This window comes from Oceanimonas smirnovii ATCC BAA-899, from assembly GCF_000381965.1.
Classification (GTDB): domain Bacteria; phylum Pseudomonadota; class Gammaproteobacteria; order Enterobacterales; family Aeromonadaceae; genus Oceanimonas; species Oceanimonas smirnovii.
Genome location: NZ_KB908459.1, coordinates 82,584 through 105,628 on the forward strand (window position 1 = coordinate 82,584; position 23,045 = coordinate 105,628).

The following is a 23,045-nucleotide window of genomic DNA, read 5'->3' on the forward strand; positions in this document are numbered from 1 at the left end:
ATTCCTTTATTTGTAAATAACCATAACAGGAGCAGACCATGTATCGTGTGGTCACCCCGCAAACGGAAGCGGAACTGGAAGCCTACTATCAGCTGCGCTGGCAGCTGCTGCGCAAGCCCTGGCAACAGCCCAAGGGCTCTGAACGAGACGAATTCGACGAATATGCCCATCACCGCATGATGGTGGATGACACCGGCAGACTGGTGGCTGTGGGCCGGCTCTATGTGAGCGGTGATGAGGCCCAGATCCGCTTTATGGCGGTGATTCCCGAGTGCCGGGATCATGGCCTGGGCTCACGCATGGTGCTGGCACTGGAGCAGGTGGCGCGCCAGCAGGGCGTGCGCCGGCTGGTGATGAACGCGCGGGAAGAAGCAGTGGCCTTTTACACGCACTGCGGCTTTACCGTGGTGGGGGAAGGCCCCATCAGTTTTGGCAAAATTCCTCACCGGCAGATGATCAAGGCATTGACCCCCATTCATCAGATTATTCACAGACCCGAGCTGTGCGACGAGTTGCAGCGCCAGTGGCACAGACGCATTCCCATCAGCGAAAAAATGGGCGTCAAGATTATTCAGTATACCGGCAGCAAGCTGAAAACCCTGGCCAATCTCACCGCCAATTTAAATATGCATGAGTCCATGTTTGCCGGCAGCATTTACAGCCAGTGCGTACTTACCGGCTGGGGGCTTATCTGGCTGCAAATGCAGGAATATGGCCTCAGCGGCGACATAGTGCAGAGCAGTGGTGACATTAAATATCTGACGCCGGTGTGGGATGAACCCACCGCCGAGGTGCAGACCCGGCTGCGGGAACAGCTGCAGCCGCTGGGCCGGGGAGAGCGGGTTAAAGTGGAGCTTAGTGTTACCTTGTATAGCGGCGACACCCGCGCCGCTCTCTTTACCGGCCGGTATGTGATCCTTCCGCATTAAGGCAGCGCCCGCACCGCGTCTGTCAGTTTGCCGGGCAGGCCGGCAGCCGGATAAGGCACAGCGCCGGTATACCAGGGCTGGCAGGGCGCGGACAACACCGGCTGATGCAGGCGCAGTTGCGGTGCGTGCCAGTCTTCGGTTAACCGAATGGCCAGCTCCCGGCAACCGGCATCGTTAATCACCCCCAGGTTGAGATCAAGCTGGCCGCCGGCGCTGATGCTGCCTCGCAGGGCCAGCAAATGGCGCACGCTCTGCAGAGCGCTGCCGTTCAGCTGCCAGCGGCCAGCCTGAACCGGCCCCTGTAAGTCGAGCCGGTAGATAAAGCCGTCATGTTGCATTAAATCCAGTCCGGCCAGGGCCGCATCCACCTGTTTGGGCCGAGGGTAGTCTTCTGCCAGCCGGTTGCGCAGCCAGTGATCCAGTCCCGCCTGCTCCACAAAAATATCCCGGCCGTCCAGCGCCAGCTTTCCCTGCCAGCTGTCGGCGTTACCGGGCTCACCGGTGAGGCTGACATTAACGGTAAGATCACCGGCAAAGCCTCTGTCGGCCCGCAGCCAGTTGCTGAGATGGCGCAGCTGCCAGTCTTTGCCTGCAAGCTCAAGCTCTGTGCTGTGAGGCGGGTAAAGCCCCATGCTGCCGTTCATTGTCAGCTGACCGTCGAGCCAGTTGCCATTGAGGTTATCCAGCAGCCATTGCTCGTCGGTAAGACGAGCGCTGAACTCAGTATTGCGGCCGATCAGGCTGTTCCAGACCAGCTCGGTCACACTGCCTTCAATTCGGGCCTGAGTGCTGAGTGGCCGCCATAATCCTGCCGACCAGGCCAGATCCGTGATAAACACATCGCCGTTATAAACAGACAGCGGCAGCTCGTTGTCCAGCGACAGCAGCTCTGTACTGGTGAGGTTGAGCTTATGAATACGCACATCCGGCACCGGCCAGTGTATATCAGGCTGCCATACCAGCTTGGTGTTGCTCAGTCGCAGCTCGTCTACGTCGAGCCTGCCCTGATCCGCATACCAGCCTAGTTCAGCCTCAATATTGCCTTCCCAGGCGTTGCCTGCCAGTGTGATGCTCTGACGCTCTTTGTCTCCCAGCCACTGCAGTGTATGGCTGTCCAGGCGCAGCCAGTCGAGGGTGGCTTCACTGGCCTGCCATTGTCCCCGGCCTTGTGGCAGCCCGGAACCTGTCCATTCCAGGTCTCTGATCTCGCCTCTGATGCCGTTAACAACAAGCGAAGGTGTGGTCAGACTGACGTTATCGAGTCCGGCCCGGGTGAGTTGCAGGGTCCAGCCTTCGGCCAGGGTGACATCCGGATTGACCGGCAGCTTTACCTGACTGAACCGGGGTCTGTTCAGACGCAGCTCGCGGCTGACCGGATCCAGCACCAGACTGCCACTGAGCAGGCCGCCAAACAGCCGGCTGCGCATATCATCCAGCTCCAGCCGGCCCTGGCGTAACTGGCCGGTAAAGCCAAATCCGGCCAGCTCCAGGGCGGGATGAGACAGCTGGCGCAGATTGCCGCTGACATCGGCATCGGCCCACCATTGCCACTGGCCGTTTTGCCGGGGTTGCCAGTTGCTGACGCTCAGCCGAATACCGCCGGCTTCCCAGCCGTTGCCGGCGAGGCTGAGGTTGCGGGTATTCAGTTCATGAATATAAACATTGGCCAGATTGGCGGGCAGTTCGGGGGGCCGGGTCTGCTCAAGGTTGAGCCTGCCGTCGATAATATCGAGAATGGCGATCTCGGTGCGTCCGGCCAGCGGTGCCAGCTGCTCCAGCTCCAGATAAACCTGGCGGGCGCTGAACCAGTCTCCGAGCCGCACGTTTTCTGCCAGCAGTTTGTAGGGTGACAGCGGATTGAATTCCAGCCGGCCAATGCTCAAGTCCAGCTCGGTATTTTCATTCAGCCAGGTAAGCACCGGTTTTTTCAGCTGGTTCACATCCAGCAGGTTCAGCAGTAACCAGCCGCCGAGCAACAGCACCAGCAGCCCCGTCAAACCTCTTCTGGCCAGTTTTTTCATGCACTTATCCTTTTAAAACCCGCTGCTTGTATCATACATAGGCAGGACTTCGCCGGAAACTGATTTACTTTTAGTCTTCAGGCTACTCAGGAGCTGCATAAGGAGGGTGCGGGGTGTCTGCTTCACGACCGATCAAATGCCATGGATGGCATTTGCCGAGCGCTACATGGAGGTACTTGAAGCGTGTCGTGAAGTAGTGCGCCGTGCCCGACGGATCTGCACGCCGATGCAGATGACATACGGCATGCAATATTGTTTTCTCAAACCTTACCGTAGTGGTCCCGAGTGCCGAGCCAGCGGCGGATTAATGGCTGCACGCAGTCGGGGTGGCGGTCGGCCAGATAGCGGGCCAGCCGTTGTACCTCCGGCAACAGCGCCTGATCCCGCACCAAATCGGCAATTTTCAGATCTGCCAGACCGGTCTGACGAGTGCCGAGCAACTCGCCCGGGCCGCGAATTTCCAGATCCTTCTGGGCGATAATAAAGCCGTCGTTGGTGTCGCGCAGTACCCCCAGCCGCTGAGTGGCGGTTTTGGACAGAGGGGCATGGTAAAGCAGCACGCAATGAGAAGCGGTGGCCCCCCGGCCCACCCGGCCGCGCAGCTGATGCAGCTGGGCCAGACCCAGACGCTCAGGGTTTTCAATGATCATCAGCGAGGCATTGGGTACGTCTACCCCTACCTCTATGACGGTAGTGGCCACCAGCAGGTCCAGTTTGCCTTCCTTGAAGTTGGCCATCACTGCCTGCTTTTCTGCTGCTTTCATGCGGCCGTGCACCAGCCCCACCTTCAGCTCTGGCAGCCGCTCCGACAGCGCAGCGGCAGTGTCTTCCGCCGCCTGACATTCCAGTACCTCCGACTCGTCGATCAGGGTGCACACCCAGTAGGCCTGTCGGCCCTGTTCACGGCATACCTGGCGCACCCGTTCAATCACTTCGTCCCGGCGCGTGTCGGGAATGGCAACCGTGGTCACCGGCGTCCGGCCCGGGGGCAGCTCGTCAATGATGGAGGTATCGAGATCGGCATAGGCGGTCATGGCCAGAGTGCGGGGAATGGGAGTGGCGGTCATGATCAGCTGATGCGGATAATGCTCACCCTGAGTGCCTTTTTCCCGCAGGGCCAGCCGCTGGTGCACGCCAAAGCGGTGTTGCTCGTCAATAATCACCAGCTCAAGGGCGTTAAACTGCACCTGCTCCTGAAACAGCGCATGGGTGCCCACTATCATGGCCAGCTCGCCGCTGGCGAGTTTTTCCAGCTGTTCGGTGCGGGCCTTGCCTTTTACCTTGCCCGCCAGCCAGCCAACCTGAATACCCATGGGGGCCAGCCAGGCGGCAAAGTTGGCGGCGTGTTGCTCTGCCAGCAGTTCTGTGGGTGCCATTAGTGCCACCTGGCCCTGATTGCCGATCACCTGCAGCGCCGCCAGCGCCGCCACCAGGGTCTTGCCCGAGCCCACATCCCCTTGCACCAGCCGCATCATGGGCACGTTTTTATGCAGATCGGCACCAATTTCCGCCACTACCCGCTGTTGAGCACCGGTGGGAGAAAACGGCAGCCGGGTGAGAAAGTCGTTTACCAGCGCCTCGGCGGCGGGCAGCGCCCGGGCCAGATGTGTCTGCCCCTGCTCGCGCACCTGCAGCACCGACAGGTTATGGGCCAGCAGCTCTTCCATGACCAGCCGCTGCTGGGCCGGATGCTGGCCGCGCTCCAGCTGATCCAGCGCCACGTCCGGGGGCGGCCGGTGCAGCAGGCGCACGGCATCGTTCAGGGGCATCTGCTGACGATAGAGGCCCTCAGGCAGCAGCTCGGGCAGCGGAGTTTGCGCCAGCAGTGCCAGCGCCTGATCGGTAAGCTGGCGCAGGCTTATCTGGCGCAGCCCTTCGGTGGTGCCATAAACCGGAGTGAGACTGGCTTCTGCGCTGACCGGGTTGTCGCCCTGCAGCAGAGTGTATTCCGGATGAATGATTTCCAGGCCGTGATGACCGGGGCGAATTTCGCCAAAGGCGCGCAGCCGGGTGCCGGCGGTGAGGCTGTTTTTCTGGGCGGCGGCAAAGTTGAAAAAGCGCAGGGTAAGGGTGCCGCTGTGGTCCCGCAACCGGCACAGCAGCATGCGTTTGCGGCCATAGCTGATGTGGCTGTCGACCACCTCGCCCACCACAGACACATGCATGCCGGGCCTGAGTTCGGCCACCGGACAGATTTGGGTGCGGTCTTCATAGCGCAGCGGCAGATGAAACAGCAGATCCTGCACCGTTTCCAGCCCCAGCCGGTGCAGTTTTTCCTGCATTTTGTCGCCTACGCCCTTGAGCAGGTTAAGGGGCATTTTGTCCGGTCTCATGGCGGCCCTTCACTGTAAATATGTACAGAGAATAGCAACAAGAGCTGGAAGCTGGAAGCGCGAAGCCGGAAGCTGACCAGAGCGGCTTCCGGCTTCAGGCTTTCAGCTTCAGAGTAGGCGTTTCAGTAACACATTGGCCTGAGTGCGCTGCACCCGCTTCAGCAGGCGCTGCACCGGCTCGGGATAGTCACTGAGCTGCTCGATTTCGGTGAAGTGAGTCAGGCGGCGGCAGTGCTGCAGAATATTGGCCTTTTCTTCCTCAAAAACTGACCGCAGCTTGTGCTCCGGATCCTGCAGCAGCAGGCCGTTTTCCAGATCCAGCCCCCAGGCGCGGGGGTTGAGATTGTTACCGGTGATCATGGCCAGATCGTCGTCCACAAACAGCCCTTTGAGGTGATAGGAGTTGTGGTCATGGTGCCACAGCATAATGTTGAGCCGGCCCTTGTAAATAAAGGTCTGGTTGGCCCGGGCAAAGCGGCGCAGGTTGGCTTCATACAGGTAGGGCAGGCCGCCTATGGTGCGGAACGGCTGGTCCGGCGGAATATAAAAATCGTTGGCGGTTTTGTCACCGATCACCAGAGTGATTTCCCGGCCTTTTTTCAGCTGGGCACGAATGTCCCGGGCCAGGGATTTGGGCAGATTAAAATAGGGTGTGCAGATAAACAGCCGCTGCTGCGTGCTTCTTACCAGCAGCCGAATGGCCTTGTTCAGTTTGTTGCCCCGTTTGCCCAGGCCGGCCAGCGGCGTGACCGCCACCTCGCCGCTCTGGCGGGATTTATCATCAAACTGATACTGGCCCCGGCGCAGTTGCTGACGAAACTGCCGTATGGACTGGCGCAGCTGACGGGCAGTGGGAATGTCCGCCCTGTTCAGCGCCGGCACCGCCGGGTTGTGGGCAAACAGCCGGTCTACGTAGCCGAGCATGGTGTCGGCAAGGCTGGCATCGGTAATTTCGTGGTAGCGATCAAAACGATAGCGGCCATTCTGGTGCAGGTAGATATCGTTGATGCTGGCACCGGAATAGAGCAGGGTATCGTCAAACACAAAGCCTTTCAGGTGCAGCACGCCCAGCAGCTCCCGGCCCTTGACCGGTACGCCATAAATGGCGATGGGGTGCTTATAACGTTCGGCAAACTCCTGATACATACAGTGGTTGCCGCCCTGACCCTTATGGCCAATCAGACCTCGCTGAGCCCGGTGAAAGTCCACATAGAGGCGTACATCCAGCGCCGGATTGGCTTGTTTGGCGTCATGCAGGGCGGTGAGAATTTCCCGGCCGGCGTCGTCGTCCTGCAGATAGAGGGCCACCAGACAGATGCGGGTTTTGGCGGTGGCAATCAGCGCCAGCAGCCGGGATTTAAAATCGGCGGCGGAGTGCAGCACCCGCACCTGATCGGCATTCACCGACAGAGAGGGCAAACGCTGAAGCAGACTTCGGTAGTAGTTGGCTAGTCGCATAATGAACCTGATTAATAACATTGCCGTTTAAGACCATACTCAAACGACAAGATTCGGTGCAGTTTACCGAATTAAGGCAAAGGGCAGCAAACTCACAGAGAAGCTTGAAGCGATCAGCTGGAAGCCGGAAGCTGTTCAGAGCCGCTTGGCGGTTTTTCTTTAACTTCCAGCTTTCAGCTTCAAGCTTCCGGCTTTAAAGCGGGCGTGTCGCCTGCTCGAGCCAGGTGAGGTCTTCGCCTTCCAGCTGCGGGCTGATCTTTTCCCAGACATTCGCGTGGTAGTCGTTGAGCCATTCGATGTGTTTGGGTTCCAGCCAGGTGCTGTCGATCAGCCGGCGGTCAAAGGGTACCCAGGTGAGGTTTTCAAACTCAAATACCGGAATATCGCCGGAGGTGTCGGCGGGTTGTACTACTTCGAGGTTTTCACAGCGAATGCCAAAGGCGTTTTCCCGGTAATAGCCGGGCTCGTTAGACACTATCATGCCGGTGGTCAGCGGCACTGTGCTGCCCTTGGGTGAAATGCGCTGAGGACCTTCGTGTACGCTGAGGTAATGGCCCACGCCATGGCCGGTGCCGTGATCGAAGTTGTAGCCCTGCTGCCACAGCGGCATGCGCGCCAGGGCATCCAGCTGCAGGCCGCCGGTGCCGGCGGGAAAGCGGGCACAGGCCAGATCAATATGGCCGCGCAGCACCAGGGTAAACAGTTTGCGCATCTCGTCATCAGGCTCGCCTACCGCTACGGTGCGGGTAATGTCGGTGGTGCCGTCCAGATACTGGCCGCCGGAGTCCACCAGATAGATAGCGTCCTGACCCAGCTTTCGCGGCGTGCCGTTGTCATGATGGTAGTGGCACATGGCGGCGTTGGGCCCCAGTGCCGAAATGGTGCTGAAGCTGGGCTCGACAAAATCGGCATGCTCGGCCCGCAGCGCCAGCAATTTGTCGGCCAGGGTGCCTTCGTCTTCGCGCTCGGGAGCGGGCTGCTCAAGACGGCGATCCAGCCAGGCCAGAAAGCGGCACACGGCCACGCCGTCGCGCAGGTGAGCGGCACGGCTGCCCTGTACTTCCACCGGGTTTTTGCAGGCCTTGGGCAGCATGCAGGGATCATCCGCAAACACGATTTTGGCACCGGCCTGCTCCAGCACCAGGCTGCTCCAGGCGTTGGCGGTAGCCGGGTCCAGCTGCACCCGGGCACCCTTGTTGCCCAGCTTGGTCAGTGCCTGTTCCAGGGCGTTAAAGGGCGCCAGGGTCACGTTATGGCCGCAGTGGGCGGTCAGATCCAGGCCTTCAAACTTGGCGGGCTCGGCAAATAATTGCACGCTGCCGTCCTTATGCAGCAGGGCAAAGCTTAACACCGCCGGCAGGCAGGGAATATCCCGGCCGCGAATATTGAGCAGCCAGTTAATGGGCTCGGCCTGAGTGAGTAATTGCGCGTCGATATTGCCGGCAGCCAGTTGTTCGGCAATACGGTTGCGCTTGGCTTCGCTGTGCTGGCCGCTGTATTCCTGGCTCAGCAACAGGGCCGGGTTAATTGTCGGCTCGGGCCTGTTGTGCCAGTGGCGGTCTACGGGGTTGTGCTTCACCGGCACCAGCTGCAGGCCGCGGGCGGCCAGTTTCTGCTGGGCGGCATCAAACCAGCTCCGGCTGTGCAGACGCGGATCAAAGCCCACACGAGCACCGGTATTCAGCTCGCTCAGCACATAGTCGAGCACCGGCTGCTCAATCAGGTGACGATATTCAAACAGGCTGGCATCGCACTGATGGCGCACCTGCACCGTATAGCGGCCATCCACAAATACCGCCGCCTTGCGGGCCAGCACCACGGCAGCGCCGGCAGAGCCGGTAAAGCCGGTCAGCCAGTGCAGCCGCTCGGCATAGGGAGGAATATATTCACCCAGGTGCTCGTCGTCGTGGGGCACAATAAAGGCATCCAGCTGCTGTTGCTGCAGGTCGTGGCGAACACTGGCAAGGCGTTGGGCATGAGTCATGGTGATTCCTTAACGGGTCTTGAGCAGATGTTTAATGGAATGGCCGGCGGATTCTATATGCTGGCGCAGCAGGGCGGCGGCTTCAAACTTGCGCCGCTGACGGCACAGGCTTAACAGCTGAGTATGTTCCCGCTCGGCGGTAATAATGCCCTGCTGAGAGTGCAGCAGCTCCAGCTGAATGTAGCGGTCGCAACTAAGGTTAATTTGATCTATCAGCGCCAGGGTGCGCGGCCGGTTAGCCGGGCCGTAAAGTGTGGTATGAAAGCGGCGGTTCAGCTCACTCCAGCGTTCAATCTGATCGCCGGTTTCCAGAATATGATCAAATTCGGCCAGAATGGTATCGGCCTGACTCAGCTGTTCTTCAGTGAGGTGATCAAAGGCCTGAAACAACAAGTCGCTTTCCAGCATGGCACGCAGATAGAACAGCTCGTCAATCGCCTCGGCATCAAGCTCGGTCACCACGGCACCGCGGTGAGCCTCAAACTTGACCAGGCCCTGGGCTTCCAGCTGCATCAGCGCTTCGCGCACCGGAACCCGGCTTACATTCAGCTCCTGAGCCAGGGTGTCCTGGCGCAAAGGAGCGCCGGCCTTGAACTCGCCTTTGAGAATGCGCGCCCGAAGCGTTTCTACCACCGATTGGGTAAGCGTTTTATAGGGAGCTCGGCTCATGAAAAATCGTATACGTTTTTGGTATCAGTCACTCTACTCTGCCTCTGTATGGTTGGCAAACCGGCGGCGGGGTTGCCATTGCTGAATGAGCAATGCCGTGACTATCATCACCAAACCCACCAGAGTGGCAGGGTAAATTTGTTCGCCCACCAGCAGCCACAGCAGCAGCAAAGATGCAAAGGGCGAGATAAAGATCAGATTTGAGATACGGGCAGTATTTTCCGCATAACGCAGGGCCAGCAGCCACATCACAAAGGCAAAGCCCATTTCAAACAAGCCCACATAAATGGCTCCCACCCAGCCCTGCCAGGCGGTAAGGGAAAAATCCGACAGCCAGGCGGTGGCCAGCACAATCACCGGCAGCCCCAGTAAAAAACTCAGGGTAAGAGTAACCAGCGGCTCGGCCTGGTTGCGGGTATTCAGTATCCAGTAGCCGGCCCACAGTAAGGTGGAGGCCAGTGCCAGCGCCACCCCCAGCGGGCTGTCAAAGTCCAGGCTGAGCAAATTGCCTTTGGTGGCGATGACCATGGCACCCAGGTAGCCAAGCAGTATGGCGATCCAGTCCTGGCGGCGAATGCTCTGCCCCAGAAAGGGCACCGCCAGCAGGGTAAGGGTAATGGCCCAGGTGTAGTTGAGGGTCTGGGCTTGCTGGGCCGGTAATAGATCATAGGCCTGAAACAGTACCAGATAATACAGCGCCGGATTGATCAGCCCCAGCAGGGCGTAGTAACCGGGATTCTGTTTAAAGGTGCGGCCCAGCAGATGCAGTTTGCCCTGGCGCACCAGCAGTCCCAGCAGTAACAACAGTGAGCTGAGGGTGGCCACCAGCAGCAGCTGGGCCGGTTCAAAGTAACCCAGCGACAGTTTGAAGGCGCTGGCCACGGTAGACCAGCAGGCCACCGCGCCCAGCCCGTATAAATAGGCTTTTTTCTGATTTTTCATCTCTTTGCCTGTCTTGTTACAGCATTGCTCAATAAAAAGGGCTGCGTGATGCAGCCCTTGGTTTATTTGAATCAGCTTACTGTTCCGGCAATGCCTTGGGTGCCTGAGTTTCGTCAAACTCCGGCAGCGGCTGATGCCGTGATGCCAGGAAGGTGTAGATCACCGGCAGCACGAACAGGGTGAACAGTGTACCTATGCTCAGGCCGGACACAATGACGATGCCCATGCCAAAGCGGGAGAAGGCACCGGCACCGGTGGCAAACAGCAGCGGAATCAGGCCCGCCACCATGGCGGCGGTGGTCATCAGAATGGCGCGCAGACGAATGCGGGCCGCCACCCGAATGGCCTCGGTCCGGCTTCTGCCACGATGCAGCTGCTCTTCCTTGGCTACTTCACACATCAGAATGCCGTGCTTGGTAATAATGCCCACCAGGGTAATAAGCCCCACCTGAGTGTATATGTTCATGGTGGCCAGACCCCAGGCCAGCGCCACCAGAGCGCCGGAAATGGCCAGCGGCACAGACACCATGATCACCAGCGGATCGCGCACACTTTCAAACTGGGACGCCAGCACCAGAAAGATGATGAACAGCGCCAGCAGGAAGGTCATATACAGCGCATTGCCCTCGGTCACGAACTGGCGGGCAGCGCCCAGATAGTCGTGGTTATAACCGTTAGGCAGTTCGGCGGTGACGTCCTGCTCCAGAAAACCAATGGCATCACCCATGCTTACTCCGGGCGTGAGTACGGCACCAATGGTGGCCGAGTTCAGCTGGTTATAGTGGGGCAGGGCGCGAGGCTGAGCTTCCATGGTAATGGATACCAGGTTGGCCAGGGGCACCATGTCGCCGTTATGGGCGCGCACGTAATAGTCCTTGATGGAGTCCGGATTAAGCCGGTCGGCCCGGGCTACCTGAGGGATCACCTCATAGCTGCGGCCGTCCAGATCCACCCGGTTAACATAACCGTCACTCATCATGGTGGACAGGGTCAGGGCAATGTCCTGCATGGTCACGCCATAGGCACCGGCCTTGTCTCTGTTAACCTTGATTTTCATGGTGCCCGAGTCAAAGGCCAGGTCCAGCTCGCTGTAGACGAACAGCGGGCTCTGGCTGACTTTTTTCAGCACCTCGGCGGCCACTTCATACAGGCTTTCAAAGTTGTTGGGGGTGGTCAGCACATATTGCACCGGCAAACCGCTGGAGGCACCGGGCAGCTCGGGGAACTCAAAGGCACTGATGGCCACCGCCGGAATGGCCTGCAACGGTGGCGTCAGCCGCTCAATCACCGCTTTTTGCGCATCCCGCTGACTCCAGGGTTTGAGTACGGCGACTGCCAGGCCCTGGTTGGCGTTGGGCACGCCGGCAATGGTCAGGGAAGTGGACAGAGCATCGTCATTATTGAGCACTTTCACCGCTTCACGCATATTATTTTCGATGTAATCGAGGTTGGCGGTGTTGGGTGCCTTGGCCATCATCAGAAAGGCACCCTTGTCTTCGCTCGGCGCCAGCTCGCTGGGAATAAAGCTGAACAGCACCGGCATGGAGCCAAACACCAGCAGGGCAAAGGCGATGACCACCGGGCGTTTGGCCAGCACCGCATCCAGCATACGGCTGTAGCGGTTGGTCATGCGATCCAGGGTATTCTCCACGCCCCGCTCAAAGCGGTTGGGGTTGTCGTGGGGCTTGAGCAGCTTGGAACACATCATGGGCGACAGGGTCAGTGCCACTATGCCGGAGATAAATACGGCCCCCGCCAGAGTAAGCGCAAACTCCTTGAACAGAGAGCCGGTAATGCCGCTCATCAGCGCAATGGGGGCGTATACCGCCGCCAGGGTGATGGTCATGGTGATCACCGGCACCGCAATTTCCCGGGTGCCAAGAATAGCAGCCCGATAGGGGGACTCTCCGGCCTTGATGTGGCGGTCGACGTTTTCCACCACCACAATGGCATCATCCACCACCAGGCCGATGGCAAGTACCATGGCCAGCAGGGTCATCAGGTTGATACTGAAGCCAAAGGCGCTCATCAGAATGGCCACGCCTATCAGCGACAGCGGTATGGTAATAATGGGGATCAGTACGGCGCGCAGCGAGCCCAGGAACAGAGTGATCACCACTACCACGATCAATGAGGCTTCGAGAATGGTTTTTACTACCTCAAAAATGGACTCGTTGATGGCATCGGTAGCATCGTAGAGCAGTTCCATCTTGATGGTGTCGGGCATATTGCGTTCGAGATCCGGCAGCATATTACGCACGTTTTCAGCCACGCTCAGCGGGTTGGCCGACGGCGTCGGATCCACACCTATGATCACCGCCGACTGACCATCAGCCAGGGCGCGTACCACATCATGACTCTTTTCCAGCGACACATTAGCCACATCGCGCAGGCGCACCACGGCATCGTCCCGGGTTGCTACCACCAGTGACTCCAGCTCCTCGGCAGTTTCTATCTGAGTATTGATGTCGCTGTTATAGAGCATGTAATAGCCGGTAGACTGGCCGGCGGCTGCCTGGTAGTTGTTGGCCTGCAGCACCGACAGCACCTCGGCAGCGGTCAGCTGCTGAGCCGCCAGGCGCAGGGGATCAATCCAGATGCGCAGAGCAAACTTGGCACCACCAAACAGGTTGATCTTGGCAACGCCATCCACCGAATAAAACTGTGGCCGCACCACCCGTTCCAGATAGTCATTGATCTGGGGCGAGTTAAGCTGCTCACTGCTGAAGGAGATATACATAATGGAGGTAGAAGCCCCCGTGGTCATCTCCAGGCTGGGATCTTCCGCTTCCCGGGGCAGCTGTGAGCGCACCGAATTGACCCTGGCCAGTATATCGGACAGCGCCGCGTTGGAATCGGTGTTCAGCTTCATCTGTACGGTAATAACAGACTTGCCGTTACTGCTCGACGACGACATAAAGTCGATGTTGTCGGCCTGGGCAATGGCCTGCTCCAGAGGCTGAGTGATAAACCCCTGTATCAGATCAGCACTGGCACCGTAATAGCCGGTGTTCACGGTAATGACGGTGTTGGTCATTTCCGGATATTCTCGCACCTGCATGTTCTGCAGGGACTGCAGCCCCAGCAGCACGATCAGCAGGCTGATCGAGACGGCCAGTACCGGCCGTTTTATGAAGATATCGGTAAAACGCATGGAATTCTCCGCTTACAGCAGGGGGGCCGACTCTGGGGTGTTGAGGGCGTCGCTTTCCACCGGCTTGACCCGGCTGCCGTTAGACAGGCGCACCTGACCCGAAGTGACTATGGTTTCACCGGCTTCCAGGCCTTTTACCACGCGGGCGTAGTCCTGTTCACGCTCGGCCACTTCCACTACCCGCTGGCTGGCCACTTGCACGGTTTCGCCATCGTCGGTCTGCTCTTCTTTTACCACATACACGGTCTGGCCGTAGAGGGTGAAGTTAATGGCATGCTGAGGCACCAGAATCTGGTCAGTTTTCACCGGCAGCTGTACATCCAGCTTGGCAAACATGCCGGAGCGCAGCTTGCCTTCCGGATTGGGAATGCTGGCCTGCACCTGTACTACGCCGGATTCAGGGTTAATTTGTGGCTCAATGGCGGTGATTTCACCTTCAAAGGGCGTGTCCGGGTAGGCATCCACCAGAATATTCAGGGTCTGGCCCACCTGAATATCGGCAATGCGGGTCTGAGGAATGGTAAAGCGAATGCGGAACTGGCTGATATCCTCCAGTCGGGCAATATCGGTGCCGGCATTCAGGTACTGACCCAGAAAGGCGTTACGAATGCCCATTACACCCTGAAAAGGTGCACGAATGGTACGGCGCTCTATGGTGGCCTTGAGAGAGTCAATTTGCCCCAGCAGTTCCCGGTAGTTGGCGTTTGCCTCATCCAGCTGGCCCTGAGACACTGAGCCACGCTGGAACAGCTGACGCATACGCTCCAGGTTTGCCTGAACTGCAGGCAGGCGGCCCTCGGCACTGCGCAGGTTGGCTTTCTCTACATCGGCATCCAGTTCCAGCAGCACATCACCGGCTTTAACCTGCTGACCCGATTCAAAGTGAATGGCACGGACAATGCCGGCAGACTCGTTGCTGACATTAATGCCCTGAATCGGCTCAATAAAGCCGATAGCAGCAATACGAGGAGTCCAGTCTTGTGGTGTTACTTCGGTAACGGTGACAGGAAAGCTGGGCACCGGCATATTGGCAAAATACTGGGCCATCATTTTTTGTTTGAACAGGTTAAAACCAATGACGCTGCCAAAGATAAGAATTACCAGCAGCAGCATGGACAGGGTCCACTTTTTCATCGAAGTCACTCCCGCGACGTGGTTGTTAGCGTTTTAAAATAGCGTTCCAGGCAGCATCCATCAGCTCATCAAAAATAGCATCACTCAGCTGAATGCAGCCCCGGGTGTGTTTTTGGGTAAGCAACATCAGGTTTTCCATGGCAAGAAAGCCCAGCAGCTCTGCAGGCAGATCCCGGAACAAGCCGGTTTCACGGCCGTGTTCAAAAAACTCGAACACCGGCTTGAAGTAACGTTCATCCATGCGTACTTCCTCCTCCCGTGTGAACAGGGGAGACGCTTCATACTGCACACGATAGAGCAGGCAGTCGGGGTTGCTCAGCAAATAATGCAGGCAGTTACGCCACAGCACGCGAAATTGCGCCAGGCAAGGCTGTTGCGTGTTCACCCCTTTCAGCAAGGCCTGGGATACTTCTTGCAGCCGCTCTTCATGCACACAACGCAGCAGGCTTTCTTTATCCTTGAAATAGCGATAAATGGTGCCGGCGGCCACATTGGCCTCGTTGGCCACCTGCTGCATCGACATGCCCTGAAAACCTTTATGGGCGATCAGGTGTTCCGCTGCATTAAGAATGCGCTCGCGTTTGTTTACCATGTCTTGCTCATCGTCATTTGAAACCCAGAGTGAATGAACGTTCATTCCTCTTTTGAGGATTGTAGAGAATTACCGGCTCAAGTCAATTGTCTGCATCAGGCCTTATCATCACTTTAGTTAAAAAAAGCAGCAATGTGCTGATAAAAGCGACAGGCGTGTCTTGTTAGTAAAAAAGTACTGGACAGGGGCAGGGCTGACGCTTAGTATTCGCAGCGTCCAAATGTAGAGCGCCCGTAGCTCAGCTGGATAGAGCGCTGCCCTCCGGAGGCAGAGGTCACAGGTTCGAATCCTGTCGGGCGCGCCATTCGGTTTTGGACAAGGTAATACTGGTGACCGTAGCTCAGTTGGTAGAGTCCTGGATTGTGATTCCAGTTGTCGCGGGTTCGAGCCCCGTCGGTCACCCCAGTTTCAGGCCACGGCCTGGAAAGCAGTACACGATGCGAGGGTGGCGGAATTGGTAGACGCGCTAGCTTCAGGTGTTAGTGTCCTTACGGATGTGGGGGTTCAAGTCCCCCCCTTCGCACCACTGCTTTCAAACAGTTTAACGGCGTTTAGCGCAGCCTGGTAGCGCATCTGGTTTGGGACCAGAGGGTCGCAGGTTCGAATCCTGCAACGCCGACCAAATTAACCGACCTCAGGGTCGGTTTTTTTACGTCTGCAGCACGGCATCGGCATGACGCTGTTTAGCGCATTCGTGTTTTTCATTTTCCTTTCTTCTGTATACAGTTAGCGCCACACAGGGCGGGACTTGCGCGACAATTAACCATACAATGTGAGCCAGGTCTCTGTAATACACGGCTTTTTAATGGCTGACGAAACAAAACTCAAAAAAACCAAAAACACCAAGGCGGGTGGTGCCACCCAGGTTCAGTCCCTGTCCCGAGCGCTGCTGCTGCTGGAACGGCTGGCCGCCTCTGATATGGGCATGTCGCTGACCGACGTGGCCGGCAGCCTGGGGCTGGCACCTTCTACCGCCCATCGCCTGCTGAACAGCCTGCGCAGCCATGATTTTGTCGATCTTGATGATACTCAGGGATTGTGGAGCATAGGCGTTAATGCCTTTTCCATCGGTCATGCCTACCTTAAAAAGCGCGATTTTATTGCCCAGGCCAGGCCGCATATGAAGCGGCTGGTGGCAGAAACCGGTGAAACCTCCAACCTGGCCATTCTGGAGCAGGGCAGCGTGGTTTATGTGGGCCAGGTGGAATCCCCCCAGACCATGCGCATGGTGGTGTCTCTGGGCAGCCGCTCGCCGGTGCATGCCGCCGGCGTGGGCAAGGCGCTGTTGTCGGCCCTGCCCATGAAAGAGGCGCTGGAGCTGGTACGTAATGGCGGTATGAAAGCCTACACAGAGCACACCATTATCAACCCCAGTCAGTTTGAGCAGGAACTGGTTAAAATTGCCCGTCAGGGGTATTCCCTCGACGACGAGGAGCAGTTTGAAGGGCTGCGCTGCATTGCCGCCAACATTTATAACGAATACGGCGAGGCGGTGGCTGCCATTTCCATCTCGGGCCCGGCGGTGCGGGTAAAGTGGGAGCGCATTCCCCAGCTCAGTGCCCTGGTAATGGACGCTGCCAGGGAAGTGACGCAGGCGATTGGCGGCAAAACTCCCAAAGCAAACAGCCGAAAGCCGGAGACTGACCGCTAGCATGATGGGCTTCGTTCCAACCTGCCGATTTTATTCACTCATCTTGCTCTGGCTGGCCTAACGCTGCTGGCTGCCCCGGGTCAGGGCGGCGGGGTCAAGCAGTTCGCGCAGCTCGGCGTCAGACAGCTCGGTTTCTTCCTGCGCCACCTCAAGAACAGGGCGACCCTCGGCATAGGCTTTTTTGGCAATGACGGCGGCTTTTGCATAGCCGATCACCGGATTCAGCGCCGTGACCAGTATGGGATTGCGGGCCAGGTTTTTTTCAATGTGTGCCTCGTTCAGGATAAAGCCGTCAATGGCTTCTGCCAGCAGGGGCGTACAGTTGGCCAGCAGCTTGATCATGGTGAGCAGGTTGCTGGCCACCAGCGGCAGCATCACATTCAGCTGAAAGTTGCCCGACTGCCCGGCAACGGTATTGGCGGCATCCAAGCCGATTACCTGGGCCGCCACCATGGCCACCGCCTCGGGAATAACCGGGTTGACCTTACCAGGCATAATGGATGAGCCCGGCTGCAGCGCCGGCAGCTGAATTTCGGCCACACCGGTGAGCGGGCCCGAGTTCATCCAGCGCAGATCGTTGGCAATTTTCATCAGTGCCACCGCCAGGGTTTTCAGCTGGCCCGACAGCTCCACCGCCGTGTCCTGGCTGCTGAGCGCATAGAAGTAGTCTTCTGCCGGACAAAACGCCTGGCCGGTGAGCTGATTGAGGTAGTCACAAGCCAGCCTGGCCTGACGCGGATCGGCATTGATACCGGTGCCGATGGCGGTGCCGCCAAGAGCAAGCTGCTGCAGCCGGCTCTGCAGCCCCTGCAGCCGGTCGCGGCCATATTGTATCTGAGTGGCCCAGCCACCCAGCTCCTGATCAAAGCGCAGGGGCATGGCATCCATCAGGTGAGTGCGGCCGGTTTTTACCTTGTTCTGCAGCTGTTCTCCTTTTCCCAGTATGGTTTGCTCCAGCTGGTGCAGCGCCGGCAGCAGATCCCGGCTGAAGGCGAGCGCCGCACTGACATGAATGGCCGACGGGATCACGTCATTGGAGCTCTGGCCCATGTTGACGTCGTCATTAGGGTGCACTGGCAGACCGGCATGGTCACTGGCAAGGTTCGCCAGTACTTCGTTAACGTTCATATTGGTGCTGGTGCCCGAGCCGGTCTGAAACACATCCACCGGAAAGGCATCGTCATGTTGACCCTGCATCACACTATGGGCGGCCTGAAGAATTGCATCGGCCTTGCTTTGTTCCAGCCGGCCAAGTTCACTATTGGCATGGGCACAGGCTGCCTTGATGGCTGCCACCGCATGAATAAAGCCGGCGGGAAGAGGGGTGCCTGAAATGGGAAAGTTGTTAATGGCGCGCTGGGTCTGAGCACCATAAAGGGCCTTGGCCGGCACCTCTATTTTGCCCATGGAGTCTTGCTCTGTTCGCATTTTCATTACTGCTTCCCCCTTTCATTTCAGGATGTTAGGAATACAGAGAACAGCTTAGCACTCCTTGCTGACGGTGAAAGCCCGCCTGCTCAAAAAACGCCGCCAGTGCCTCGGTTTGCTGTTCAGGCGCGTCGTTCAAATTCAGTTCCAGCCGGGTCAGGCCCTCTGCTTTGGCCTGCTCTTTCAGCCGGCGCAACAGCTCGCTGCCTACGCCCCGGCGGCGGGTAATGTCCCGTACTGCAAAAAATACAATTTGCTCCTGCCGGTGCCACGCCATGGCCACCGCCTTATCGTTGAAGGTGGCCAGTAAAAAGGGCTGTTTCTCCGGCAGAGTATGCTGCTGCAGAATAAGTCCGGCATGCTGATGATGCTGCTCGGGAAGGTGAGTAAGCCGGTGTATGGTAAGGCGCATAATGCCGCTCCCTGATGATGAAAATACCTATTCTAACACGCGGCCGGTTCGACAAACGCCGGCCCGAGCGGCATCATGGCGGCGTGTTTTCTACCATGATGTTTGCAATGAGCTTTGATACCCGGGCGCACAACAGCGCCATGACCCATTTCGATCAGCATGACAGCTTCTGGCTGTTTGGTTATGGCTCCCTGATCTGGAAGGCAGACTTTGCCTTTATTGAACGCAGGCCCGCTTATATTGAAGGCTGGGCGCGGCGGTTCTGGCAGGGTTCTCATGATCACAGAGGCACGCCGGAGTTACCGGGGCGGGTGGCAACCCTGACCTGTCAGCCGGACGCGCTCTGTTATGGCATGGCCTATCGTATTGAGCCGGCGGTGCTGGCCGGGCTCGACCTCAGAGAAAAGAACGGCTATTTGCGGGAGCGGGTCATCATCCGGTTTGACGGCGGCCGGGGTGAGGAAGGGCTGATTTATCTTGCCACCGAAGATAATGCGGCTTTTTTGGGAGCCGCTCCGCTGAAGGAAATGGCAGCTCACATCGCCCGCGCTCACGGCCCCAGCGGCAGTAACCGGGAATATTTGCTGAACCTGGCGAGTGCGCTGGCTGCCCAGGGCGTGCACGACGAGCATGTATCCGCACTGGCCGCCTTGCTGCCGGCGGAAGGAGAGTATTAATGGAGTGTCGCTCCAATTGTGGTGCCTGTTGTATTGCACCCAGCATCAGTGCACCTTTGCCGGGCATGCCCAATGGTAAACCGGCGGGCGTGCCCTGTGCTCATTTAATGGCAGACATGCGCTGTGAGCTGTTCGGCAGGCCCGAGCGGCCGGCGTTGTGTGCCCGTTTCAACCCGGCCGAAGACGTATGCGGCACCAGCCGGGACAACGCCATCTGGCTTATCAGCGAGCTGGAAGCGGCGACGGCCTAACCCCGGCGCAGCCAGGGCAGGGGATCGACGGCCTGACCTTTGTAGCGTATTTCAAAATACAGGCCGGGCTTGTCCTGGCCGCCGCTTTCACCACTCAGAGCAATGGCCTGGCCGGCCTTGACCTTGTCACCGGGCCCCAGCAGTAAAGACTGGTTATGACCGTAAAGGCTTAAATAACCTTTTCCGTGATCAATCACCATCACCATGCCAAAGCCGTTCAGCCAGTCGGCATACACGACCTGGCCATTGGCCACCGCACTGACTTGCCGTCCGGCGGGAGCGGAAATCAGCAGGCCTTTCCAGTTCAGTTCACTGGTGCGCGATGAGCCAAAGCGATGCTGCAGTTTGCCTTTCAGTGGCCAGGGCAGGCTGCCTTTGGCCAGGCCGCCAAAGTTTCCTTGAGTTTTGGCCACCACCGGCGTGTGACCCGAGGGGCCGGGCTGACGACGGGCAGCGGCTTCACGGCGTTCACGCTCCAGCCGTTCTCGTTCGGCGCGCTCGGCGGCGGCTTTTATCTGTTGTTCAAGGTGGCTGGCAGCCTGCTTGAGATTGGCCAGCCGGCGGTTACCCTGCTCCAGCTGAGCGTTAAGCTTTTTAGCGGTCTGGTTACGCTCATTTTGCCGTTGTTGCAGCGATTGTTGCTGTTGTTGCTGGCCTGCCAGCAGCGCTTTGAGCTGAACCCGGCTCTGCTCGGCCCGGCGGCGGTTATCCGCCAGCTGGCGGCGAATGTCGGCCAGTCTGTGCAGCGCATCGGCGCGGGCCTGGTTAAGGTGGGCGTAATAGTGCAGCAGACGGTCTATATCACTGCTGTCCTGACCATTAAGCAGCAGCTTCAGATAATCGTGGCGGCCATTCTGATAGGCAGCGCGCAGCTGTGTGGCCAGCTGCTGTTTTTGTTCATCAGCCTGACGGTTCAGGGCTTTGTGTTCCTGATCGAGCCGGGCCAGCTCCTGCTCGTTGCCTTTCAGCTTGTTGCGCGTCTGGTTCAGCTGTCGTGCCATGGCGGAAATGGCTTTTTCATCCTTGGCCAGCTGTTGCTGCAATGCCTTCAGCTCCCGCTGCTGAGTCTGAATATCCTTTTGCTGGCTGGCAATCTGTCCTTTTACATTGCCCAGGTCCTTGCTGTCGTCCGCCCATGCGCAAGCACCGGCCATCAGGCCGGTGCTCAGCAATAACGAAACAATCAGTCTTTGCGTGCCCATAGGGCCGTGATTATTTCAGAACCATCAGAGGCTTGCCAGTCATTTGCGGCGGAATCTCCAGCCCCATCAGGGTCAGTATGGTGGGGGCCAGATCGGACAGCCTGCCGCCTGCTACCGGCGTGGCATCCCGGCCGATGTAAATCAGCGGCACCGGCAGGTTGGTATGAGCGGTATGAGCCTGACCGGTCTGTGGGTTGACCATTTGCTCGGCATTGCCGTGATCGGCGGTGATCAGGGCTTCGCCACCGACTTTCTCCAGGGCTTTCACCACCCGGCCAATAGATCTGTCTACCGCTTCGCAGGCTTTGACCGCCGCTTCAAATACACCGGTATGACCTACCATGTCACCGTTGGGGTAGTTGCAGATAATGACGTCGAACTCGCCGCTTTCAATGGCGTCTACCAGCTTGTCGGTGAGCTGCTCAGAGTTCATTTCCGGCTGCAGATCATAGGTAGCCACCTGAGGGCTTGGAATCAACTCGCGCTGTTCGCCCCTGAAACAGTCTTCCATGCCGCCGTTAAAGAAGAAGGTAACATGAGCGTATTTCTCGGTTTCAGAGATGCGCAGCTGGGTCTTGTTGTGATTGGCCAGCCACTCTCCGAGGGTGTTTTCCAGCCGGACCGGCGGATAAGCGCAACTGGTGTGAATATCGGCAGCATATTCAGTGAGCATCACAAAATCGGACAGGGCCGGATAGTGGCTGCGTTCAAAGCCGGCGAAGTCGCTCTCCACAAAGGCACGGGTCAGCTCCCGGGCCCGGTCGGCACGGAAGTTCATAAAGATGACGGCGTCATCATCCTGCATGATAACCGGCTCGCCGATCACAGTGGCGTTTACGAACTCGTCGTTCTCGTCTCTGTGATAGGCTGCCTGCAAGGCAGCAGGCCCTGATCCGGCGCTGTATTCCGCCTTGCCCTGAGTCAGCAGATCATAGGCAATTTGCACCCGCTCCCAGCGGTTGTCCCTGTCCATGGCGTAGTAGCGGCCAATGACGGAGGCCAGCCGGCCTTTACCCAGTTTTGTAAACAAATCGTCAAAACGTTGGAGTGAACTCATGGCTGAACGCGGGGCCACATCCCGGCCGTCGAGAAAGCCATGCAGATAGATTTGTTCGGCACCGCGCTGGGCGGCCAGTTCAATCATGGCAGCAATATGATCTTCATGGCTGTGCACGCCACCGGGCGACAGCAGGCCCATAATATGCACCGCTTTGCCCTTGCTCACGGCACCATCCACCGCCTTGGTCAGGGCCGGGTTAGTAAAGAAGTCGCCGTCTTTAATGGCCTTGCCGATGCGGGTGAAGTCCTGATAAACAATGCGGCCGGCACCAATATTGACGTGACCTACTTCCGAGTTACCCATCTGCCCGTCGGGCAGACCCACATCGTCACCTGACGTAGAGATCAGGGTGGAAGGCCGGTTCTTCATCAGGCCGTCGAGCACGGGAGTATGAGCGCTGTGAATGGCGTTATGTTCGGTTTTTTCGCTGTACCCCCAGCCGTCGAGAATCAGCAGTACCAGGGGTTTTTTGGTCGAGTTCATGGTGTAACCCTATATCGTTATTTAAAGTGTCATGCGATGAAAACTGAAACTGTGTGTCATTTTACTACAATTGCCGAATTGGTCACCAGACAAGGGGTGTGGGATTTGCCATTGGGTGATCCGTCCCGCATTTGGGCGGAAAGCGGCGGCTGTTATTTGATGTTTCCCCATGTATACTCGGGCTTTTCCGTCTTTCATTCGCAAGAAGTAACATCATGCAAGAATACCTTGATTTTGCCGGCCGGCATCCGCTGCTGAGCATGGTTTGGCTGGGGTTGGCCATGGCAGTGATATATACCTTTATCATTGCCCGTTTTTCCAAGGTGAAGGTGATTCCGGCTCAGGAAGCGGTCATGCTGATTAACAAGCAGAATGCTGCCGTGGTGGATATTCGGACCGCAGAAGAATTCCGCAAAGGCCATATTGCCGGTGCCATTAATGTACCCAACAGTCAGCTGAAGGCCAACAACCTCAATCTGATTGAAAAGTATAAAGACAAACCGCTGGTGCTGGTCTGTGAAAGCGGCATGACCACCTCCGGAGCCGGCCGCCTGCTGAGCAAGGCGGGCTTCAGCCAGGTTCATACTTTGCGCGGCGGCATGACCGACTGGCGCACTCAGAACCTGCCGGTGACCACCAAGCGTTAATTTTTATAACCCATTGAG

Annotated in this window: 18 protein-coding genes and 4 tRNA genes; 9 read left to right on the forward strand and 13 right to left on the reverse strand. The window is 58.0% G+C overall.

Annotated features, from left to right (window positions below; translation table 11 throughout):
- Positions 1 to 38 precede the first annotated feature (38 nt).
- Positions 39 to 929: a bifunctional GNAT family N-acetyltransferase/hotdog fold thioesterase gene (locus tag G364_RS0108410; protein WP_019934704.1), complete on the forward strand. Its 891-nt coding sequence runs from the start codon at positions 39 to 41 to the stop codon at positions 927 to 929.
- On the opposite strand, the gene G364_RS0108415 is transcribed toward G364_RS0108410, so the two are convergent.
- The 9 genes from G364_RS0108415 to G364_RS0108455 form a co-directional block, all read right to left on the reverse strand.
- Positions 926 to 2,950 carry an AsmA family protein gene (locus tag G364_RS0108415; protein ID WP_019934705.1) on the reverse strand — a complete coding sequence of 675 codons (2,025 nt, stop codon included), beginning with the start codon at positions 2,948 to 2,950 and terminating at the stop codon, positions 926 to 928. The two genes, G364_RS0108410 and G364_RS0108415, sit on opposite strands and share 4 nt — an antisense overlap.
- 260 nt (positions 2,951 to 3,210) lie before the next feature.
- Positions 3,211 to 5,283 (reverse strand): ATP-dependent DNA helicase RecG, encoded by a 2,073-nt coding sequence (recG, locus tag G364_RS0108420; RefSeq protein WP_026344794.1) that lies wholly within the window; start codon positions 5,281 to 5,283, stop codon positions 3,211 to 3,213.
- Positions 5,284 to 5,391: 108 nt separating this feature from the next.
- Positions 5,392 to 6,741, reverse strand: coding sequence for a CDP-diacylglycerol--serine O-phosphatidyltransferase (gene pssA, locus G364_RS0108425; RefSeq protein ID WP_019934707.1), 1,350 nt, complete (start codon positions 6,739 to 6,741; stop codon positions 5,392 to 5,394).
- Between the two features lie 193 nt (positions 6,742 to 6,934).
- Positions 6,935 to 8,725, reverse strand: a complete 1,791-nt coding sequence (locus G364_RS0108430; protein ID WP_019934708.1) for an aminopeptidase P family protein — start codon at positions 8,723 to 8,725, stop codon at positions 6,935 to 6,937.
- Between the two features lie 9 nt (positions 8,726 to 8,734).
- Complete coding sequence (locus G364_RS0108435; protein ID WP_040614561.1) at positions 8,735 to 9,394, reverse strand: GntR family transcriptional regulator; 660 nt, start codon at positions 9,392 to 9,394, stop codon at positions 8,735 to 8,737.
- Between the two features lie 33 nt (positions 9,395 to 9,427).
- The gene (locus tag G364_RS0108440) at positions 9,428 to 10,336 is read right to left on the reverse strand and encodes a DMT family transporter (protein ID WP_019934710.1); all 909 of its coding nucleotides are present in this window, start codon (positions 10,334 to 10,336) and stop codon (positions 9,428 to 9,430) included.
- Between the two features lie 76 nt (positions 10,337 to 10,412).
- Positions 10,413 to 13,490 carry a multidrug efflux RND transporter permease subunit gene (locus G364_RS0108445; RefSeq protein ID WP_019934711.1) on the reverse strand — a complete coding sequence of 1,026 codons (3,078 nt, stop codon included), beginning with the start codon at positions 13,488 to 13,490 and terminating at the stop codon, positions 10,413 to 10,415.
- 12 nt (positions 13,491 to 13,502) lie between these two features.
- Positions 13,503 to 14,624, reverse strand: a complete 1,122-nt coding sequence (locus tag G364_RS0108450; protein WP_019934712.1) for an efflux RND transporter periplasmic adaptor subunit — start codon at positions 14,622 to 14,624, stop codon at positions 13,503 to 13,505.
- 25 nt (positions 14,625 to 14,649) lie between these two features.
- On the reverse strand, positions 14,650 to 15,216 hold the full coding sequence (locus G364_RS0108455) for a TetR/AcrR family transcriptional regulator (RefSeq protein WP_019934713.1): 567 nt from the start codon (positions 15,214 to 15,216) through the stop codon (positions 14,650 to 14,652).
- 227 nt (positions 15,217 to 15,443) lie between these two features.
- Between G364_RS0108455 and G364_RS0108460 the strand changes: the two genes are divergently transcribed.
- From G364_RS0108460 to G364_RS0108480, 5 genes are all read left to right on the forward strand, one after another.
- Positions 15,444 to 15,520, forward strand: a tRNA-Arg gene (locus G364_RS0108460).
- A 25-nt stretch (positions 15,521 to 15,545) separates the two neighbouring features.
- A tRNA-His gene (locus G364_RS0108465) sits at positions 15,546 to 15,621 on the forward strand.
- Between the two features lie 34 nt (positions 15,622 to 15,655).
- Positions 15,656 to 15,742 (forward strand) — tRNA-Leu (locus G364_RS0108470).
- 19 nt (positions 15,743 to 15,761) lie between these two features.
- Positions 15,762 to 15,838, forward strand: a tRNA-Pro gene (locus tag G364_RS0108475).
- Between the two features lie 183 nt (positions 15,839 to 16,021).
- The gene (locus tag G364_RS0108480; protein ID WP_019934714.1) at positions 16,022 to 16,867 is read left to right on the forward strand and encodes an IclR family transcriptional regulator; all 846 of its coding nucleotides are present in this window, start codon (positions 16,022 to 16,024) and stop codon (positions 16,865 to 16,867) included.
- Positions 16,868 to 16,924: 57 nt separating this feature from the next.
- Here the strand turns inward: G364_RS0108480 and G364_RS0108485 are convergent, their stop codons facing one another.
- Both G364_RS0108485 and G364_RS0108490 read right to left on the reverse strand, forming a co-directional pair.
- Positions 16,925 to 18,301 carry a class II fumarate hydratase gene (locus tag G364_RS0108485; protein ID WP_026344796.1) on the reverse strand — a complete coding sequence of 459 codons (1,377 nt, stop codon included), beginning with the start codon at positions 18,299 to 18,301 and terminating at the stop codon, positions 16,925 to 16,927.
- 28 nt (positions 18,302 to 18,329) lie between these two features.
- Complete coding sequence (locus G364_RS0108490; RefSeq protein ID WP_019934716.1) at positions 18,330 to 18,707, reverse strand: acetyl-CoA sensor PanZ family protein; 378 nt, start codon at positions 18,705 to 18,707, stop codon at positions 18,330 to 18,332.
- 14 nt (positions 18,708 to 18,721) lie between these two features.
- Here G364_RS0108490 and G364_RS0108495 point away from each other — a divergent pair, with 14 nt between their 5' ends.
- Both G364_RS0108495 and G364_RS0108500 read left to right on the forward strand, forming a co-directional pair.
- Complete coding sequence (locus tag G364_RS0108495) at positions 18,722 to 19,384, forward strand: gamma-glutamylcyclotransferase (protein WP_019934717.1); 663 nt, start codon at positions 18,722 to 18,724, stop codon at positions 19,382 to 19,384.
- A complete protein-coding gene (locus tag G364_RS0108500; protein WP_019934718.1) occupies positions 19,384 to 19,635 on the forward strand; it encodes a YkgJ family cysteine cluster protein in 252 nt (83 codons plus the stop codon). The genes G364_RS0108495 and G364_RS0108500 overlap by 1 nt, the downstream gene beginning before the upstream one ends.
- Here the strand turns inward: G364_RS0108500 and envC are convergent.
- Both envC and gpmM read right to left on the reverse strand, forming a co-directional pair.
- Entirely contained in the window at positions 19,632 to 20,837 is a 1,206-nt protein-coding gene (envC, locus tag G364_RS0108505) for a murein hydrolase activator EnvC (RefSeq protein ID WP_019934719.1), read from the reverse strand. The genes G364_RS0108500 and envC overlap by 4 nt on opposite strands.
- A gap of 10 nt (positions 20,838 to 20,847) precedes the next feature.
- Complete coding sequence (gpmM, locus tag G364_RS0108510; protein WP_019934720.1) at positions 20,848 to 22,380, reverse strand: 2,3-bisphosphoglycerate-independent phosphoglycerate mutase; 1,533 nt, start codon at positions 22,378 to 22,380, stop codon at positions 20,848 to 20,850.
- A gap of 215 nt (positions 22,381 to 22,595) precedes the next feature.
- Between gpmM and G364_RS0108515 the strand changes: the two genes are divergently transcribed.
- Complete coding sequence (locus G364_RS0108515; RefSeq protein WP_019934721.1) at positions 22,596 to 23,027, forward strand: rhodanese-like domain-containing protein; 432 nt, start codon at positions 22,596 to 22,598, stop codon at positions 23,025 to 23,027.
- The last annotated feature ends 18 nt before the right edge of the window (positions 23,028 to 23,045 follow it).

Coding starts and splice junctions, on each gene's coding strand:
- envC (WP_019934719.1), bottom strand. CDS start 20,837: ATGGGCACGCAAAGACTGATTGTTTCGTTATTGCTGAGCACCGGCCTG.
- G364_RS0108440 (WP_019934710.1), bottom strand. CDS start 10,336: ATGAAAAATCAGAAAAAAGCCTATTTATACGGGCTGGGCGCGGTGGCC.
- G364_RS0108450 (WP_019934712.1), bottom strand. CDS start 14,624: ATGAAAAAGTGGACCCTGTCCATGCTGCTGCTGGTAATTCTTATCTTT.
- G364_RS0108490 (WP_019934716.1), bottom strand. CDS start 18,707: ATGCGCCTTACCATACACCGGCTTACTCACCTTCCCGAGCAGCATCAT.
- G364_RS0108500 (WP_019934718.1), top strand. CDS start 19,384: ATGGAGTGTCGCTCCAATTGTGGTGCCTGTTGTATTGCACCCAGCATC.
- G364_RS0108445 (WP_019934711.1), bottom strand. CDS start 13,490: ATGCGTTTTACCGATATCTTCATAAAACGGCCGGTACTGGCCGTCTCG.
- G364_RS0108410 (WP_019934704.1), top strand. CDS start 39: ATGTATCGTGTGGTCACCCCGCAAACGGAAGCGGAACTGGAAGCCTAC.
- G364_RS0108495 (WP_019934717.1), top strand. CDS start 18,722: ATGATGAAAATACCTATTCTAACACGCGGCCGGTTCGACAAACGCCGG.
- G364_RS0108485 (WP_026344796.1), bottom strand. CDS start 18,301: ATGAAAATGCGAACAGAGCAAGACTCCATGGGCAAAATAGAGGTGCCG.
- G364_RS0108480 (WP_019934714.1), top strand. CDS start 16,022: ATGGCTGACGAAACAAAACTCAAAAAAACCAAAAACACCAAGGCGGGT.
- pssA (WP_019934707.1), bottom strand. CDS start 6,741: ATGCGACTAGCCAACTACTACCGAAGTCTGCTTCAGCGTTTGCCCTCT.
- G364_RS0108435 (WP_040614561.1), bottom strand. CDS start 9,394: ATGAGCCGAGCTCCCTATAAAACGCTTACCCAATCGGTGGTAGAAACG.
- recG (WP_026344794.1), bottom strand. CDS start 5,283: ATGAGACCGGACAAAATGCCCCTTAACCTGCTCAAGGGCGTAGGCGAC.
- G364_RS0108515 (WP_019934721.1), top strand. CDS start 22,596: ATGCAAGAATACCTTGATTTTGCCGGCCGGCATCCGCTGCTGAGCATG.
- gpmM (WP_019934720.1), bottom strand. CDS start 22,380: ATGAACTCGACCAAAAAACCCCTGGTACTGCTGATTCTCGACGGCTGG.
- G364_RS0108455 (WP_019934713.1), bottom strand. CDS start 15,216: ATGGTAAACAAACGCGAGCGCATTCTTAATGCAGCGGAACACCTGATC.
- G364_RS0108415 (WP_019934705.1), bottom strand. CDS start 2,950: ATGAAAAAACTGGCCAGAAGAGGTTTGACGGGGCTGCTGGTGCTGTTG.
- G364_RS0108430 (WP_019934708.1), bottom strand. CDS start 8,725: ATGACTCATGCCCAACGCCTTGCCAGTGTTCGCCACGACCTGCAGCAA.